Origin of the sequence: Marinobacter manganoxydans MnI7-9 (assembly GCF_000235625.1) — a bacterium.
Classification (GTDB): Bacteria; Pseudomonadota; Gammaproteobacteria; order Pseudomonadales; family Oleiphilaceae; genus Marinobacter; species Marinobacter manganoxydans.
On sequence record NZ_AGTR01000080.1, the window covers coordinates 186,973 to 202,652 of the forward strand.

At 56.0% G+C, this 15,680-nt stretch carries 15 protein-coding genes; 8 read left to right on the top strand and 7 right to left on the bottom strand.

Annotated features, from left to right (window positions below):
- Both KYE_RS16295 and KYE_RS16300 read left to right on the top strand, forming a co-directional pair.
- Complete coding sequence (locus tag KYE_RS16295; RefSeq protein WP_008175550.1) at positions 1-1,332, top strand: aldehyde dehydrogenase family protein; 1,332 nt, start codon at positions 1-3, stop codon at positions 1,330-1,332.
- A 9-nt stretch (positions 1,333-1,341) separates the two neighbouring features.
- Positions 1,342-2,118, top strand: a complete 777-nt coding sequence (locus KYE_RS16300; RefSeq protein ID WP_008175553.1) for a prolyl hydroxylase family protein — start codon at positions 1,342-1,344, stop codon at positions 2,116-2,118.
- Between the two features lie 212 nt (positions 2,119-2,330).
- On the opposite strand, the gene KYE_RS16305 is transcribed toward KYE_RS16300, so the two are convergent.
- Positions 2,331-2,945, bottom strand: coding sequence for a TetR/AcrR family transcriptional regulator (locus KYE_RS16305; RefSeq protein WP_008175555.1), 615 nt, complete (start codon positions 2,943-2,945; stop codon positions 2,331-2,333).
- A 154-nt stretch (positions 2,946-3,099) separates the two neighbouring features.
- Here KYE_RS16305 and KYE_RS16310 point away from each other — a divergent pair, with 154 nt between their 5' ends.
- The gene (locus KYE_RS16310; protein ID WP_100169510.1) at positions 3,100-3,960 is read left to right on the top strand and encodes an alpha/beta fold hydrolase; all 861 of its coding nucleotides are present in this window, start codon (positions 3,100-3,102) and stop codon (positions 3,958-3,960) included.
- An 87-nt stretch (positions 3,961-4,047) separates the two neighbouring features.
- On the opposite strand, the gene KYE_RS16315 is transcribed toward KYE_RS16310, so the two are convergent.
- On the bottom strand, positions 4,048-5,088 hold the full coding sequence (locus tag KYE_RS16315) for a zinc-binding alcohol dehydrogenase family protein (protein ID WP_008175560.1): 1,041 nt from the start codon (positions 5,086-5,088) through the stop codon (positions 4,048-4,050).
- Positions 5,089-5,190: 102 nt separating this feature from the next.
- Here KYE_RS16315 and KYE_RS16320 point away from each other — a divergent pair, with 102 nt between their 5' ends.
- Both KYE_RS16320 and KYE_RS16325 read left to right on the top strand, forming a co-directional pair.
- On the top strand, positions 5,191-6,153 hold the full coding sequence (locus tag KYE_RS16320; RefSeq protein WP_008175561.1) for a LysR family transcriptional regulator: 963 nt from the start codon (positions 5,191-5,193) through the stop codon (positions 6,151-6,153).
- A gap of 102 nt (positions 6,154-6,255) precedes the next feature.
- Positions 6,256-7,332, top strand: coding sequence for an alkene reductase (locus KYE_RS16325; protein ID WP_008175562.1), 1,077 nt, complete (start codon positions 6,256-6,258; stop codon positions 7,330-7,332).
- A 387-nt stretch (positions 7,333-7,719) separates the two neighbouring features.
- On the opposite strand, the gene KYE_RS16330 is transcribed toward KYE_RS16325, so the two are convergent.
- The 3 genes from KYE_RS16330 to KYE_RS16340 all read right to left on the bottom strand — a co-directional run bounded on the left by KYE_RS16330 (position 7,720) and on the right by KYE_RS16340 (position 10,258).
- A complete protein-coding gene (locus tag KYE_RS16330) occupies positions 7,720-8,667 on the bottom strand; it encodes a LysR family transcriptional regulator (protein WP_008175563.1) in 948 nt (315 codons plus the stop codon).
- A gap of 120 nt (positions 8,668-8,787) precedes the next feature.
- Positions 8,788-9,111, bottom strand: a complete 324-nt coding sequence (gene trxA, locus KYE_RS16335; RefSeq protein WP_008175564.1) for a thioredoxin — start codon at positions 9,109-9,111, stop codon at positions 8,788-8,790.
- Positions 9,112-9,223: 112 nt separating this feature from the next.
- Positions 9,224-10,258 (bottom strand): lipid A deacylase LpxR family protein, encoded by a 1,035-nt coding sequence (locus KYE_RS16340; protein WP_008175565.1) that lies wholly within the window; start codon positions 10,256-10,258, stop codon positions 9,224-9,226.
- A gap of 417 nt (positions 10,259-10,675) precedes the next feature.
- On the opposite strand from KYE_RS16340, the gene KYE_RS21655 reads away from it, so the two are divergent.
- The 3 genes from KYE_RS21655 (at position 10,676) to KYE_RS16350 (ending at position 13,252) form a co-directional block, all read left to right on the top strand.
- Positions 10,676-10,852, top strand: a complete 177-nt coding sequence (locus KYE_RS21655; RefSeq protein WP_008175566.1) for a hypothetical protein — start codon at positions 10,676-10,678, stop codon at positions 10,850-10,852.
- Between the two features lie 176 nt (positions 10,853-11,028).
- On the top strand, positions 11,029-11,241 hold the full coding sequence (locus tag KYE_RS21465; RefSeq protein WP_202945863.1) for an NAD-dependent epimerase/dehydratase family protein: 213 nt from the start codon (positions 11,029-11,031) through the stop codon (positions 11,239-11,241).
- A gap of 124 nt (positions 11,242-11,365) precedes the next feature.
- Positions 11,366-13,252 (top strand): monovalent cation:proton antiporter-2 (CPA2) family protein, encoded by a 1,887-nt coding sequence (locus tag KYE_RS16350; RefSeq protein ID WP_008175568.1) that lies wholly within the window; start codon positions 11,366-11,368, stop codon positions 13,250-13,252.
- Positions 13,253-13,385: 133 nt separating this feature from the next.
- Here the strand turns inward: KYE_RS16350 and KYE_RS16355 are convergent, their stop codons facing one another.
- Together KYE_RS16355 and KYE_RS16360 are read right to left on the bottom strand one after the other, a co-directional pair.
- On the bottom strand, positions 13,386-14,582 hold the full coding sequence (locus KYE_RS16355) for a low temperature requirement protein A (RefSeq protein ID WP_008175569.1): 1,197 nt from the start codon (positions 14,580-14,582) through the stop codon (positions 13,386-13,388).
- 73 nt (positions 14,583-14,655) lie between these two features.
- Positions 14,656-15,663 carry a zinc-dependent alcohol dehydrogenase family protein gene (locus tag KYE_RS16360; protein ID WP_008175571.1) on the bottom strand — a complete coding sequence of 336 codons (1,008 nt, stop codon included), beginning with the start codon at positions 15,661-15,663 and terminating at the stop codon, positions 14,656-14,658.
- Between the last annotated feature and the right edge of the window lie 17 nt (positions 15,664-15,680).

Consider the following 15,680-nt stretch of genomic DNA (forward strand, 5'->3'; position numbering starts at 1 on the left):
ATGAGCGAATTTCTTGTGTCATTGAACCCGTTGAATCAGGAGCCGGTCGGACAGGTGCCAATCACCTCCCGGTCCGAGCTGACAGAAATTGTGGGCCGGAGTCGGATCGCGCAGGCGAACTGGGGCCGGTTATCGCTAGACGAGCGGGCAACCCGCCTGAGGGCTGCCTACCATGCGCTGGCGCCTGCTCAGAATCAACTCGCCCGACTGATCAGCCTGGAAATGGGCAAGGATGCACGACGCGCAACCTATGAGGTCGCCGGTACTGTAACGAATGCCCCCTATTTCATTGAGGAGGCCGCCGCTGCCCTGCAAACCGAACAAGGCGAAGGCCGCAGCCGTATCCAGTATCGGCCGCTTGGGGTTGTTGCTGTCATTTCACCCTGGAATTACCCATTAGCAATGGCCAACAACTTGCTGATCCCTGCCCTGATGGCGGGCAACAGCGTCATTCTGAAACCCTCAGAACACACGCCGCTGGTTGCCGATCTGTTCGTTCGCGCACTACAGGGTCATCTGCCCGAGCATCTGATTCAAATTGCCCACGGCCACGGAGACGTCGGTCAGGCGCTGGTGAAATCTGACATCAATATGATCGCCTTTACCGGGTCGATGGCCACCGGTCGCAGCATCATGGCGGACGCTGCCGAAGGCGTTAAACGCCTGGTCATGGAACTCGGTGGCAATGATCCCCTGATTGTCATGAAAGACGCCAATCTGTCGGCTGCTGCGCGATTTGCCGTTGCCAGCTCATTCGAGAATGCCGGGCAAATGTGCACGTCAACCGAGCGAGTGTATGTCGACCGGACCGTTGCCGAGGAATTCAAACGCCAGGTGGTAGCGGTTGCATCGGCTTACCAGGTCGGCCCATGGGATCAACAGGGCGTCAACATAGGCCCGATCGCCAACACTACCCAGCATCAGCTTGTGCTGCGACATCTCAAGGATGCGGAGACAAAAGGCGCACGCTTTCTGCTCGGCAAGGCCGACTACCCAGCGCCATTTATTCAACCCACGGTTGTCGATGGCATGACCCCCGACATGCTCCTTGAGCGCGAAGAGACCTTTGGCCCGGTCGTTGCCATGGCTGAATTTGATGCCATCGAAGACGCCATCGCCCGTGCCAACGACTCCATCTACGGCCTGGGAGCGGTGGTCTTTGGCGGCCGGGGCGCCGCAGCCGTCGCTGACCAGCTGGAGGCCGGCATGGTGTCAGTCAATGGCGGGGCCGGCGGCAGCCCCTGGGTTGGCGCCAAACAGAGTGGCTTTGGCTTTCATGGCTCGGCCGCAGGCCATCGCCAATTCGCTCAAGTACGCGTCATGAACTTTTAAGAGGTGGCTATGAAACAGCATCAGGATTCATTTTTTGTCGTTGCCCGTGAGCCGGGTGCAGAAAACCCGTCGCTACCGACTTGGGCAAATAGCGTGCCGAACCCAGCGGAACTGGACGAGAGCCGTGAGGCCTCGGCGGTGTCACGGCGGGAAATTCCGGAAGTGCCTGGAGCCTATCAGCTGCTCAATGTCTTTAGTCGCGAGGAGTGTGACCGCCTCATCGAACTGACCGAAAACCTGGGTTACCTGAAAGACGCGGCGGTCTCACTGCCTCGTGAAGTTCGCCACAACGACAACGTGACCTGGGTTGTGGATGAAGTGACCGATCGCCTGATCTGGCAGCGGGTGCGCGATGCCGTGGCCGACAACCTGGACCTCTTCGGCAACAAGCAGCCTCTGGGCATCAATCGGCGCTTCCGTTTTTATCGTTACCGTGAAGGAGATTTCTTCAAGTTTCACATCGACGGTGCCTGGCCCGGCTCCAGAGTTGCTGGCGGCCGACTGATTGCGGATGCCTTCCCGGACCGGTTCAGCCAGATGACGTTCCTGATTTTGCTCAGCGACGACTTCGAGGGTGGTGAAACCCGCTTTCTCGTCGATGCAGATGACCCTACCAAACCGGCAAGGCGAAGCGACAACGTACGCGAGATCGATGTACGAACGCCGGCCGGCGGCGTTCTGTGCTTTCCCCACGGCCATCACCCCCTGCACTGCTTGCACAGTTCAACGGAGATCACTTCGGGCACTAAATACATCATCCGTACCGACTTACTCTTTGAGCGATAGCCGCGGGCGTGGTGGTCACCAAATGGTGTTTAGTTTCAAACATTCGCGTCGTCCCGATAATGAAAGAGAGCGCCGTTGGATGTCTGCGAAAGTTTAGCGCAGGCTTCCAAATTGTACGTATCCAGAAGAGCAATTCATTATGGCTTTGCATAATCACCCATTGTGGCGGAATATGATCCAGGAACAACGCGAGGCAAATATTTTCAGCTGGATCACCTCTGAAGCGATCGCCATGCGGATTCCGCGAATTCTTCCCGATAATCCCGAGGCGAAGTCTGTACCCGGCCAGCCAGCCAGGCTTTGCAGTAATTTTCCGACGGGCCGACGATCAGAGAGATTACGATCTCGAACGGCTGAACAATGCTGTTACTTTCGTTACCGAAGCCAAGCAACTTTGCTTTGAGTTCCTGGAAGCCTTTCGCATTCCGATCTTTCAGCTCCTCCTGAAACGGCCCTTTGGCGACTGCTGATCGCGCCTGATACAGAAACCTTGCCCATTCGGGATTGGCGACAACCCAGTCGAGATAACTACAGATAACTGAATACACAGCCTCGCGAAGGCTGTTGGTGTTGGCTAACTCCCGGTCCAGATGTTGTCGCTGATCATCCTGAGCTGCAAAAAAGAGTGCGCTTAAAATACCCTCCTTGTTGCCAAAGTGGTGATAGATCGCCCCTACACTCGTTTCGCAGCGGGCTTTGATGGCTTCGATCGTGGTGGCCTCCACCCCAAGCTCAATAAAACAATAGAGCGCCTGTTCCAGGATGTCCCTTTTCAGCGCAGCCCTGCGGCCCGGAAACCTGTTTTCTAAAATATGGAATGGGTTCATCAAATCGAAATTAGCCTGTTTGAACTAGCCGTGACATTCATTCTACCGTTTGACAGCTTCGGCAAAAACAAAATAATATTCTTTTACCGAATTTTGTTCTTTTATTTCACAACTGCCGAATTGTTTTGGCAACAGCGGCTTACTAATTGGGTAAATGATGGAAAAAACCATAATAACCTGTGACGACGGCTATCGGCTCACCGGGCATTTTTTCAGACCAGCAACAGACGTTCCTCGCGGTGCCGTTCTCATCGCCCCTGCCACCGGGTTTCGACATCAGGTCTATTTCAGTTTTGCTACCTGGCTGAGCGAGCAAGGCTTCGCCGTGCTGGCATTTTCCAATAGAGGCATTGGGGATTCTCGCAACGGTATTCCTCTAGCAGAGATCTCTAGTGACCTGGTCGATTGGGGTACGCTGGACCTGCCGGCAGCGCTAGAAAAACTCGTCGCTCTTGCACCAGGCCTGCCGGTAAGCCTTGTTGGCCATAGCGCCGGTGCGCAGTTGATCGGTTTAATGCCCAACTTCGCTCAAATAGACAGCTACGTTCTGATTGCAGCATCGTCAGGCCATTTCGATAACCTGAAACTGAAAACAAAGCTGGCCGCCAAACTACTGTTCCACGGTTGGCAACCGCTCTCCGTTGCAGTCAAAGGATACTGGCCGACCAAAATCATCGGTTTCGGTGAGGATCTTCCCGCCGGTGTCGCCAGGCAATGGCGACAGTGGTGCCGTTCGCCAGGGTACGTAGAAAACAGTTTTGGAGAGGAAATAAGGCAGCATCACTATGCGGATATAAAAGCCCCCGTGCTGTCGCTAACCGCAACAGATGACCACATTGCCGTGCCTGCAAACGTGGAAGACTTTCTGCGCCTGCTGCCCAACGCCCAGATAAAAAAACATTTTTTGGAACCAGGCAGTTTTGGCTTGAAAGAAATCGGCCACAGCGACCTGCTACGCAGCCGATGCAAAGCCTGCTGGCCGCATATTCTGGAAGGCTTGGAGTCCAACGGCTGAACCTGATACCTCCACTCCACCGCGTCAGCTTTGAATTCCGGGGCATAGGTTTGTTTAGGAATGCCCGCAGTAACGGGGTAGAACCCGTCAGGCAAAACCCTCCAGCACAATCTTGCCAACGGCGGTTCCTGATTCCAGTTCGGCGTGTGCGGCACGTAGATTCTCAGCGTTGATCGCTCCGAGGTGCTTCCCTGCAGTTGTCCGGATGAAGCCTTGATCTACAAGCCGTGAGACCTCATTCAACAAGTCGTGCTGAACCTGCATATCATCCGCCTGGTGCATTGAGCGGGCGAACATGAATTCAATGTGTAATGACAGACTCTTCGACTTGATCTTCATTACGTCCAGACTTGCAGGATCGTCGATCATGGCAATCTTTCCAAACGGCCTAAGCACCGCCACATAATCGTCGAAGTATTGATCTGTGGCGTTAAGACTGGCCACATGGGTTACAGAACCAATTTTGCCGGCAGACACCAGTGTTTCGATCTGGGGCTGCAAGGGTTCACGGTGATTCAGAACAAAATCCGCACCCAATGATTCAACCCAGGCCTTCGATTCCGGGCGAGATGCCGTAGCGAGTACTTTCGCGCCTGTCAGCTGTTTGATCAATTGAACGAGAATTGAACCCACGCCTCCTGCGGCGCCAATCACAAGGACCACATCGTCGCTGGGAGTGATGGATCCAGCCAACTGTCGCTCAAGTTGCAGGTGGTCAAACAGCATTTCCCATGCTGTTATCGTGGTCAGGGGCAACGCCGCAGCATCGGCGTCGGACAGGCTGGCAGGCTTCCGACCAACCAGACGCTCATCGACGACCTGGTATTCAGCGTTGCTGCCCTGACGGGTAACGTCACCGGCATAAAATACGGTGTCACCTTCTTTGAAGAGTGAAGCGCCCTCGCCTATTGCCACTACCTCTCCAACGGCATCCCATCCAAGTACTTTGATCTGGCCTGGTTCGGGCTCTGCCTGCTGGCGTACCTTGAAGTCAACGGGGTTTACGGCGATGGCTTTGACTCTGACCAACAGGTCCCGGCCTTTTGCGACGGGACGTTCCATCTCAACATTTTGCAGCGCATCAGGGTTTTCGATAGGAAGAGATTCCCGATATCCAACAGCTTTCATTATCTGTCTCCGCAATGATTTTCGAGTAGCGCACAGTATGGTCGCCGTTTACACTCGGATAAACGGGAAAATTTGTTAAACATATTCAAAGAATTTTTGAAAATGAGTCTTGATGATCTGATCGTGGTTTTGAGGGTCGCTGAATTCCGCAACATTACCGCTGCCGCCACCAGCCTTGATATGCGAGCTGCCACAGCCAGCGCCGCAGTAAAGCGTGTAGAACAGGAGCTGGGTGTTGAGTTGTTTGTACGCTCCACGCGAAGGTTGCGGTTGTCTGCCGCTGGCGAAAAATACTTGCCTCACTGCAAGCAAGCGATTGACTTGTTGAGCCAGGCGCAACAGAACCTTCGATCTGAAGTTGACTCTGTAACAGGCGAAATCCGGCTTTCGGTTTCATCCGATCTTGGTCGTAACCGCGTTGTGCCCTGGATCGACGAATTGATGGCAACGCATCCAGGTTTGAACCTCAGAGTTCAGATTACTGACACCAACGTGGACTTTTACCGGGATTCGGTCGACATGGCGCTTCGCTACGGCGCGCCCAGTGACACCAACCTGTATGGATTCAAAATTTGCGATGTGCCGCGCCTGCTTTGCGCATCTCCTGATTACCTGTCGCGTCATGGTCGCCCTATTCATCCTGATGACCTTGAGAACCACAACGGGCTGTTCTATCAGTTGCAGGACATCCCATTTGACCTCTGGACGTTCAAACGCGGAGACGAGGAATATCGAGTCAAAATGACGGGCGATCGCGCCTCAAACGATGGCGATCTGGTTCGCCGATGGTGCGTTGCTGGCCGCGGTCTTGCGATAAAATCGTGTCTTGATATATCGGATGATCTGCTTGCAGGCCGTGTCACCACCATCATGCCGGGCTATGCGCCGCCGGTATCCGAGCTGTGGCTGATTTGTCCTACCCGACAGTCAATAACGCCGGCAATGAGGTTGTTGAGGGATGACCTGCGTGCAAAAGTAGGCGAACTGATGAATGCAATGATTGCCGGCGGCTTTTTTCCTCCGGATCGCTTGTCCGGAGGAAAAGATGAACAGCCTGTCGTATAAGTCAGGATGATGATTGATATATCTCGTCCGAATTAGTCCGCCCGGCCAACGGGCGGATATGCTACCAGCTCTTGTACACAAAATTTCCCGAGGATGCTTGCTATGAACACACTTTTTACTCCCCTGAAAATGGGCGCCAGTGAATTGGCCAATCGGGTCTTCATGGCCCCCCTCACCCGCGTCCGTGCCGACGCTGATCACGTTCCCACGGATATGATGGTTGAATATTACGCCCAGCGTGCCTCTGCCGGCCTGATCATCACTGAAGCGACCATGGCCATCGAAGGCAATTCGGCCTTCTGGCGCGAGCCCGGTATCTATTCCGAGGCGCAAGTTGAAGGCTGGAAGAAAGTCACTGATGCGGTACACGCCAAAGGTGGTAAGATTTATCTGCAAATCTTTCACGGTGGCCGCGCCTGCCACCCGGTGTTAAACAATGGCAAGGATCCGGTAGCGCCCAGCGCCATTGCCATCACCAGCGATGAAGTGCACACACCAGAAGGTAAGAAGTCCTACACGGTTCCCCGCGCACTGGCCGACAGCGAAATCCCGGCCATCATCGACGGTTTCCGCACCGCCGCCGAGAATGCCAAGCGCGCCGGCTTTGACGGTGTTGAGGTTCATGGCGCCAACGGCTATCTGCTGGACCAGTTCCTGCGTGATAGCTCCAACCATCGAGAAGGCCCCTACGGTGGCCCGATCGAAAATCGCGCCCGACTTCTGCTGGAGGTGATTGAAGCCGTATCCGGAGTGTTCGGTTCCGAGAACGTCGGTGTTCGACTGAGCCCCCTCAACAGCTTCCAGAGCATGAAGGACAGTGATCCGGTCGGTCTGGTTACCTGGCTCGCCAAGCGCCTGAACGACTACGGCCTGGCCTTTGTTCATTTGATGCGCAGCGACTTTTTCGGGGAACAGCAAGCGGACGTCATTACTCCGGTCCGCGAACACTTCAAGGGCAAGTTGATCCTCAACATGGGCTACACCGGTGAAGAAGCAGAACAAGCCATCGAATCCGGACTGGCCGACGCTGTCGCCTTTGGCGTGCCCTTCATTGCCAACCCGGACCTACCGGAGCGCCTGAAGCTTGGCGCCGAGCTCAACGAAGCAGATCCGGCGACTTTTTACTCCCAGGGTGCGGAAGGGTATATTGACTACCCTTACCTTGAAAGAGTTAGTTGAAGCATAATGTCGAGAGGGGGCTGTTAGCCCCCTTTTTCGTTGCGCAGAACACATGACCTTTGAAAGCGCGATCTCCTTTCTTGTTTCTTCCAGTCTGAGGCCCTAGTGTCCCGTCTGGCTAATTCCTTAATCTACTGCTTGCCTCTGAGGACTCTGACCAAGGCGTCAGTCTGCAGATGTGGTTGTTCCACATCAAGGACTGACAACACCGGCTCAGAGTCCTCAGAGGCAAGCCCTTCGGGAGCTTCTGAGAAGCTCAGTAGATTAAGGAATTAGCCAGACGGGACACTAGTGAAGAAGTTGAACCGAAGTGCGGGGTCCATCATGGTTGCGGCCGGCGCTTACCTGGCCAACCCCACAATCCGTGGCGGCGACTTCTCTGGCCGGTTAGACCGCTTTCAGGTGCCGCCCGCAGGGCGAGGTGGTCATGATTTCGTGCCAGCGATCCCGCAGCAGGCGCTCGAGGTGGTCCCGAATCCAGATAATGCCGGGATCCCGGTCATGGCGGGCGTGCCAGACCAGGTACATGCTGGTGGGATCAACCTCAAAGGGCAGCTCTCCCATCCAGAGCCCGTTCACAAAACCGCAGTCCTGACTGATGAGTTCCGGCACCGCCGCAATCAGGTTTGTCTCCCGAAGCACCTGCGGCACAATGGAGAAATGGTTGACGGTGGCGGCAATCCGGCGGCTTTGTCCCTTCTGGTCCAGGTAGCTGTCCACGAAACCATGGGCGTCGCCCGACATGGACACCAGCAAATGCCGGGCCTCCAGGAATTCCTCCATGGTGATCGGCTTACCCGCCAGCGGATGTCCTTCGCGCATCGCCAGCACGTAGCCACCCTCAAACAACCAGGTGCTCCGCAGGCTGTGGTCGTGCTGGTTCAGAACGCCAACCGCCAGGTCCACGTGGGCTTCGCGCAGATCGTCGTAGGTGCCATCGGGCGTGTACGGGACCGCGTGCAGGTCGACACCGGGCGCCTCCCGCTCCAGCAATTCGATTAACTGGCGCCAGACCATCTCAACGATCACGTCGGTAGCGGCGATGCGAAATTTCCGTTTGGAATTGGCGGGGTCGAACTGAGTGGCTGAAACCGCGTTGGTTAGCGCGTACATGGGCCCGCCTACCTGGTCCCACAGGCTCAAGGCATAAGACGTTGGCTCGATGTTACGACCTTTGCGGACAAACAGCGGGTCGCTCCAGATCTGGCGCATCCGGGAAATTGCGTTGGATACCGCCGGCTGGGTCATGGCCAGACGCTCGGCGGCTCGGGTCACCGAGCGCTCGGTCATGATGGCGTCGAAAATATAGAGGAGTTGCAGCTCCTGGGTTTTCATCGTGGGGTACCTGAATGATGGCAATGGACCCGGATAAGTCTGACCAGCATTGGCGGGCAGTGCAACCGGCACACAAAAACACCCTCCCATAGAAGGAGGGTGTTGATTCGAGCCGGTGAGTTACAGGTTGCCTTTGACGAAGGCACGCAACTGGCCCAGGGTACCGGCACCGGTCTGCCGGGCCACCACGCCGCCCTCTCGGAACAGCGCCAGGGTCGGAATGCTGCGGATTCCCATGCGAGCCGCCGTTTCCGGGCTGTCATCCACGTTGACCTTGGCCACTACCAGTTCATCGCCCAGTTCGTCGGCGATTTCTTCAAGCATGGGGCCAACGGTCTTGCAGGGGCCGCACCAGGGTGCCCAGAAATCGACCAGGACCGGCTTGTCGTTACGACCAACGGCCGCATCAAAGTTGCTGTCGTTTACTTCAACGATGTTGCTCATATCGTTTCTCCGTTTCCAGTAATGCCTGAGCCTAACCATGCGCCCTGCTCTTGCTGAAAACCAATTGTTCAGCGGTATACATGGTATTTCCCAGGGTGATGTACACCGGTTGTCAGTGACTGCCAAAGCGCTTGCTCAGCACCAGTCCGCCCCAGGCCAGGGTGCGATCACCGGTACCGTTCTTGATTTCGGAGCTCTGCACACGCAACACGTAGCTCAGCTCCATGTTGTCCCAGAGCGTGTAGGTGTAACCGGCCCAGACTTCCGCTAGCAGCACATTCAGATCATTGGCACTGAGTTCGTGATCGGAATCCCGGAACTGACCCTGCAGGAAAGCGTTGTATGCCCTGGCCTTCACCGACAGGCCACCCCAGAAGTAGTTCTCCCGACCGCCGACCGCGGAGACGCTGGGCGCCCGCTCACCGTAGGCCATCAATTCCGGGTTGAAGCGGTTATCCGGCGACGAAATCAGCCCTCCCCGGAACACCAGGGCGGCGCCAAATTCAGTGAGGTATCCGACGCTCCCAAAGTAGGTCACCTTGAACTTGCTGCCCGGCTCACTGCCATCCAGGTACTGGTGGTAGGCCGCGGAGTACCGCACGGTAGGCTCGCCCCCTTCGGAGATCTGGTGATCCCAGCCTTCGGGCTTGTCACTGCCGGTGGCCTTGTGAATCGCATTCTGACTGTGCTCAAACAGGTCTAAGCCCAGGGCACCAACGGTCAGCGAGGTGGTCCATCCCGAGGTGCCACCGGCTGACTGATAACTGCGGCTCGTGGACAGATACACCAGGCTGCTGTACGGTCGGTCGCTCCTGTCGATACCTTGCTCCGTAATCTCCTCGGGGGTAAAGCCGTAGGCACCGAACTCCACCGAGGTGTTCTCAGGCTGGTCCGGCAGCCGGCCAAAACTGCCAACCAGACCCTGGTCGATCGCTCCCACCGCGCGTGAAACCAGGCTGTTGTTCAGCGCCTCGGAGTTGGAGGAATAGGTTATGGCGACCCCGGCTGTGTAGTCCCGGTCGGTCCGGGTCGGGGCGAACAGATCGTTATCAATAGACAGTGCAATGGCGGAAGCGGGCTCACCAGCCAGGCTGACAGACGACGCCACAGCAAAACCGAGTGCAAGAGCGAGTGAAAGGGAACGCATGGCCAACTCCAGTGCTTCAATTGTGTGAATCGAGTTGGCGGCTATTTTTCGGATGACGGGCGCGGCAGACTAATCAAGAGACGGTATCCGCAACATCACAGATAGTGATGCATAGGTACTTATACCGCCTTTTTCAGGCTCATTCCCTGAGTCTCCCTTCTAGGAAGAACTATAGAAATCACACCTTAACTAATGATATATAGATAATTTTTGTTTTTAACCGCGGAATCCTAAAACGTTCTGGTGAACGTTTCGGCAGCAAAAAAACGGTTTATCATAATTTGAGATGATGTATTCCATATTGTTTCGGAATTATTCAGGTCGCCTCCCCAGCCCCATACTTCTCCCCATCAACTGCCGACCACCCAGGCAGTTCCGATGAAAGCGTTGACTCATTCAAACTCAGGAGAAGATGTTATGCGTAAAGTTGCACTGGTAACCCTCGCCTCACTCATCGCGGTAGCGGCTATTCCTGCCCACGCGACTCTGGCAGATCGCAAATCCGATGAACCGGGCGTCGAAGCCCCTCAGCCGGCCCCCTATAGCGGACAGGTTGTTATCCGCGGCGAAGTGAAGTCCGAAAGCCACGGTTAAGCGTTAGAGGTTTCATTTGCGTCTTGGCACCAGGGACGGTGCGTTTTTCATATCCATCGTAGTCCGACAATGCCCCACACGGCGACGAGTAGCCCTATATACTGCCGCTGTCACTAGCTGCCGCGCTACCCTGCCCGTTGATGACCGCCTGGCAGGCAATTGAAAAAATCCCACGCATGCCAGAGGCCGATGTACTCATTACCGGTGCCGGCGGCATGGTAGGACGTTTCCTGGTTCAACTGGCCGTGCAGCGGAATTACCGGGTGACAGCCATGGCCTCGGCCCGGCACCACAAAACGCTTCGTCAACTTGCTTCTACCAAGGTGTCCGGTTTAAATGGGGGCTACTACAGATGTTCATGGGCCCGAAGATGTCCGCGCTGGACATAGTGGTGAAGTAAAGCACGTCTGATCTGTCCCCGGTTTCGAAACGGGAGATGAAATGCGGCCTTTGGTCTAAGGCTACAAGAACGAATATCTAATTATCACCCGACGGACATAACTGGCGGCTCTAATGACTGACTACTTTATTCAGGCCTTTATTTACCTGGTGGCGGCTGTAATCGCGGTGCCTTTGGCCAAGCGGTTCGGGCTGGGTTCGGTACTCGGTTACCTGGTGGCCGGTGTGGTCATCGGGCCGGTGACCGGGCTGGTGGGCCAAGAGACCGTCACCCTTCAGCATTTTGCCGAATTCGGCGTGGTGATGATGCTGTTCCTGGTGGGGATGGAGCTGGACCCCAAATCCCTCTGGGCCATGCGGGTGCGGCTGCTCGGCCTGGGTGGGCTGCAAGTGGCACTCACCGCAGCGGCCGCCACCGGTTTTGCCTGGTCGCTGGGGCTGGCCTGGCAAACCGCAGTGGCGGTGGGGTTTCTGTTCTCCCTGTCTTCAACGGCAATTGTGCTGCAGACGCTGACCGAAAAGGGCCTGGTCAAAACCGAAGGCGGCCAGAGTGCCTTCTCGGTGCTGCTCTTCCAGGACATTGCAGTGATTCCCATGCTGGCCATCATCCCGCTGCTGGCCGTGCCCGGCATCTCCCCCAGTGGCGGCGAGGGCGGGCACAGCAGCCTCAGCCTGGTTGAGCACCTGCCGGGCTGGGCCCATGGGCTGGTGGTTGTGGGGGCGATCGTGCTGGTGATTGTCTGCGGCCATTACCTGAGCCGGCCGCTGTTCCGCTACGTGGTACAGTCCGGCATGCGGGAAGTGTTCACCGCCACCTCGCTGATGCTGATTATCGGCATCGCGGCGCTCATGAGCCTGGTCAACCTGTCGCCGGCTCTTGGCGCATTCCTGGCCGGTGTGGTGCTGGCCAACAGCGAATTCCGGCACGAACTGGAAGCCAATATCGAGCCGTTCAAAGGGCTGCTGCTGGGGCTGTTCTTCATTACCGTGGGCGCGGGAATCAATTTCGGCGTTCTGGCGGAGTCCTGGGATATCGTCCTGCTTCTCGCCCTGGCGGTGATCATCGGCAAGGCCCTGATTCTGGTTGGTCTGGCCCTCGCCTTCCGCATCCGCAGCAGTGATGGCTGGCTGTTCACCCTCGGACTCGCCCAGGCCGGTGAATTCGGGTTTGTGCTGCTGACCTACAGCACTCAGAACCGTGTGATCCCGGCGGACACCGCGCAAATGCTGTCACTGGTCGTGGCCCTGTCCATGTTCCTGACGCCGCTGTTGTTCATTGTCTATGACCGGGTGGTGCTGCCGCGCTATCAGAAGGCCTCCAATGAAGAAGCGGAGCCGGATGAGATAGAAGAACAGGCGCCGGTGATCGTGGCAGGGGTCGGCCGATTCGGGCAGATCGTCTGCCGGTTGCTTCGCGCCAACAACATTCCGAGCGTTGCCCTGGACCAATCCCTGGAGCAGATCGAAAACCTGCGCCGAATCCAACTGAAAAGTTACTTTGGCGACGCCACCCGCATCCAGCTACTGGAAACGGCCGGCATTGCCGAGGCACGCCTGCTCGTTGTGGCCATTGATGACCGCAACCGGGCCGTTAATCTGGTGCGTCATGTCAAACAGCTTTACCCGGAGGTCTGGGTACTGGCCCGCGCCTTCGACCGCGGCCACAGCTACGAACTGCGCGAAGCCGGCGCCGACGACGTGGTAAGCGAAACCTACTACTCCGCCCTGGCACTCGGCGGCGATGCCCTCACCGCCATGGGCGTCCACCCAGAACGCGCTCGCCGGATGACCCAGTCCTTCGTTGCCAGCGAAAAAGCCAACGAAGACCAACTGTTCGAAACCTGGCGCAACATCGAGGAAGGCATGTACTTCGGCCTCGGCCGGCGCTACGGGGAGTTGTTCGTGAAGCTCGAAGAGTCACTGGGGCACGCCATGCGGGAGGACGCACGGCGAACTGAGGACGAAGCGCCGGCGTGGACAGCGCCAACGGACAATCACTGATCACGAAAACAAAAAGGCCGGCTTGATGAATGCTTCCGAAAAGAATGTGGTTCTACGGCTTAATGAGCATAAGAAGAACGCATCAAATCCCTGACGGCTATCTGTCAAATTGCATGGGCGTAGCCATGTTCCATCACAGCATTTTATCAGACCGGCGCGCATCTCTTAGCGCCAGAAAAATCGGCACACCAATCTGCGAGAACAGCGCCAGGGCCCAAAGGCCGTTGCTGACAATCGACGGTATGAGGGGATGAACGGCTAGCACAACCAGCGCCATGACAATGCCGAACAGCCTCAGACCGGCGCTATGGTATTTGTCGGTGGCATCAGCCACGGTTCGACGCAGCGCCCATAGCGAAGCTAAAAAAACCGCAAGGCCGACAGAGCCAAGCGCGGCGTAGCCGGGCGGATAAGGCTCCCACAGGCCGACGTAGACTTCTCCGGCCAGCGCAACGCCAATCGTCACCGTACTCCACAAAATCACGATGTGAGCAAACCAGTATCTCAACAGCACGGCACTGGTGCGGCTCTTCGGTTTTTCATTGCCGGCGCAGTCGAAATAAGTCCAGGCCAGCGCGAAGAGGGACAAGCCGCCCATGGTCACATTGAACAGCGTACCCGCGCTGACGCTTTGGACACCCTTCTCGGCCAGCGTGACCACCAGTTTAAAGAAGCCTTCACCCAGCAAGATCAACATCAGAAGGCCGAAGCGCTCCGAGATGTGTCCGAGTTGAGGCACAAAGCGTTCGAAGCGGAGCGTGCCCACGCGCGGCAGCATGTACTGCAGCTGGATTGCTACCACGCCGGCGGCAAAGACCCAGTAGGCGACCGGTGTGGGCAAAAAAGCCGACAGCGCGAACACCCCGGCCAACACGAAAAAATTCCGCGCCTGTTCCTGCGCCAGCCTATTGGCCGCGTTGTCGGTACAGCGCGCCCGCCAGTAAAGATAGGCCGTCAGCGCCCGATTCAACGCATAGGCCAGCGCGAAATACGTCCAGCCTTCACCGGCCACGTCGGGAATCGCCGCCGCGACGGTCATCATCGTGACAATCTTAAGTGCCATCACCACGCGATGCGGCATGTCCGTGGAGATATACAGCGAGTTATAGACCGAGCTGTCTGCCCAGGCATAGAAAATTGCCAGGAACAGTCCGGTAAACACCCAGAATCCTTGCCACCCCAGATGATGGGACAGGTAATTCCCCAGAATGAAAATTGTCACTACATGGACCAGATCGAAGAAAAGTTCCACCCAGTGCACGTGGTCGTGGTTTTCATCGACATCCATGTGATGGCGCGGACGCCGCCAGAGAAGATCGCTAACTACCATACACTACCCCTTTTTCTTATTGTTCTGGCGGTGAATTATGCGCCGGCCAGAGACTAGCGGAAGCTACGAACTGTTAATCAAGTTCGACCACTATTTTACCAATCTGCTGATTTGACTCCAGATAGTGATGCGCTGCCACTATCTCTTCAAATTTAAAGCTTCGATCAATGACAGGCTTGAGTGTTCCTTCGGATAAACCCGAGTGGATAAATTGCTTTGCTCTGCGAAAACGCCCGATGTCTTTTATAACTTCAGTAAACACATACCCCCTAACGGTCAGACTTTTACGAAGTGCTATTTTTAAGGGAAAAGGGGTTGTTTCGGGACTTAATGCTCCGTGTACTATTATTATTCCTTCAGGGCTCATTGCTTCAGCAATTTCAGCTATCTGCGGCCCACCGACAGCATCAAATGCGATGTTTAAATTGTTTGCTCCCAAGATGCTTCTCAAGCTATCCAGCAGCGGTTCTTCTTGGGTTGCAATCACATGGGCCGCGCCAGCCTTGAGCACAGCAGCCTTTTTAGCTCCTGTTAGAGTTGTAGCGATAGGGATACCCCCCAGAGCATTCACAATTTGAATCGCTGCCAATCCAACACTGCTCGATGCGGCAGTTATCAGTACTGCATCGCCTTTTTGCACGTTAGCAATTTCGACCAAAGCGCCATAAGCTGTCAGGTACTGCATCCAGGCTGCTGCGCCTTCGGCAAAGGTTAGCCCTGCTGGTTTGAGTGCCACATATTCATTGGGTACGACAACCTCTTCTGCGTAGCAGCCATTCTGAGAAAGCCCCATCTGAGGGACAATACAAACCTCGTCCCCAAGGCGTAAATGATTCACCTCTTCCCCGACTTCAATGACTATCCCGGATGCTTCATAGCCAATTCGCGAAGGGAAGTCAGCCTTTTCTATATACTGGCCTCGCCTGAACATGGCATCAGCACGATTGAGCCCAACAGCTTTGACCGCAATACGAACATCAGTGGCCTGCAAACCTGGACTCGCCAGCGAGTCAATAGTTAACACCTCGGGGCCACCTAATTCATGGAAACGAACAGTTCGAATTAGTTTTCTTGGGCTCATATGCATCCTCAACAATG

What these genes read in the sequence shown, in the direction of transcription:
- KYE_RS16295 (WP_008175550.1), top strand. Translation starts at nt 1, where the DNA reads ATGAGCGAATTTCTTGTGTCATTGAACCCGTTGAATCAGGAGCCGGTC.
- KYE_RS16310 (WP_100169510.1), top strand. Translation starts at nt 3,100, where the DNA reads ATGATGGAAAAAACCATAATAACCTGTGACGACGGCTATCGGCTCACC.
- KYE_RS16325 (WP_008175562.1), top strand. Translation starts at nt 6,256, where the DNA reads ATGAACACACTTTTTACTCCCCTGAAAATGGGCGCCAGTGAATTGGCC.
- KYE_RS16320 (WP_008175561.1), top strand. Translation starts at nt 5,191, where the DNA reads ATGAGTCTTGATGATCTGATCGTGGTTTTGAGGGTCGCTGAATTCCGC.
- KYE_RS16350 (WP_008175568.1), top strand. Translation starts at nt 11,366, where the DNA reads ATGACTGACTACTTTATTCAGGCCTTTATTTACCTGGTGGCGGCTGTA.
- KYE_RS16315 (WP_008175560.1), bottom strand. Translation starts at nt 5,088, where the DNA reads ATGAAAGCTGTTGGATATCGGGAATCTCTTCCTATCGAAAACCCTGAT.
- KYE_RS21465 (WP_202945863.1), top strand. Translation starts at nt 11,029, where the DNA reads ATGCCAGAGGCCGATGTACTCATTACCGGTGCCGGCGGCATGGTAGGA.
- KYE_RS16355 (WP_008175569.1), bottom strand. Translation starts at nt 14,582, where the DNA reads ATGGTAGTTAGCGATCTTCTCTGGCGGCGTCCGCGCCATCACATGGAT.
- KYE_RS21655 (WP_008175566.1), top strand. Translation starts at nt 10,676, where the DNA reads ATGCGTAAAGTTGCACTGGTAACCCTCGCCTCACTCATCGCGGTAGCG.
- KYE_RS16305 (WP_008175555.1), bottom strand. Translation starts at nt 2,945, where the DNA reads ATGAACCCATTCCATATTTTAGAAAACAGGTTTCCGGGCCGCAGGGCT.
- KYE_RS16340 (WP_008175565.1), bottom strand. Translation starts at nt 10,258, where the DNA reads ATGCGTTCCCTTTCACTCGCTCTTGCACTCGGTTTTGCTGTGGCGTCG.
- KYE_RS16330 (WP_008175563.1), bottom strand. Translation starts at nt 8,667, where the DNA reads ATGAAAACCCAGGAGCTGCAACTCCTCTATATTTTCGACGCCATCATG.
- KYE_RS16360 (WP_008175571.1), bottom strand. Translation starts at nt 15,663, where the DNA reads ATGAGCCCAAGAAAACTAATTCGAACTGTTCGTTTCCATGAATTAGGT.
- trxA (WP_008175564.1), bottom strand. Translation starts at nt 9,111, where the DNA reads ATGAGCAACATCGTTGAAGTAAACGACAGCAACTTTGATGCGGCCGTT.
- KYE_RS16300 (WP_008175553.1), top strand. Translation starts at nt 1,342, where the DNA reads ATGAAACAGCATCAGGATTCATTTTTTGTCGTTGCCCGTGAGCCGGGT.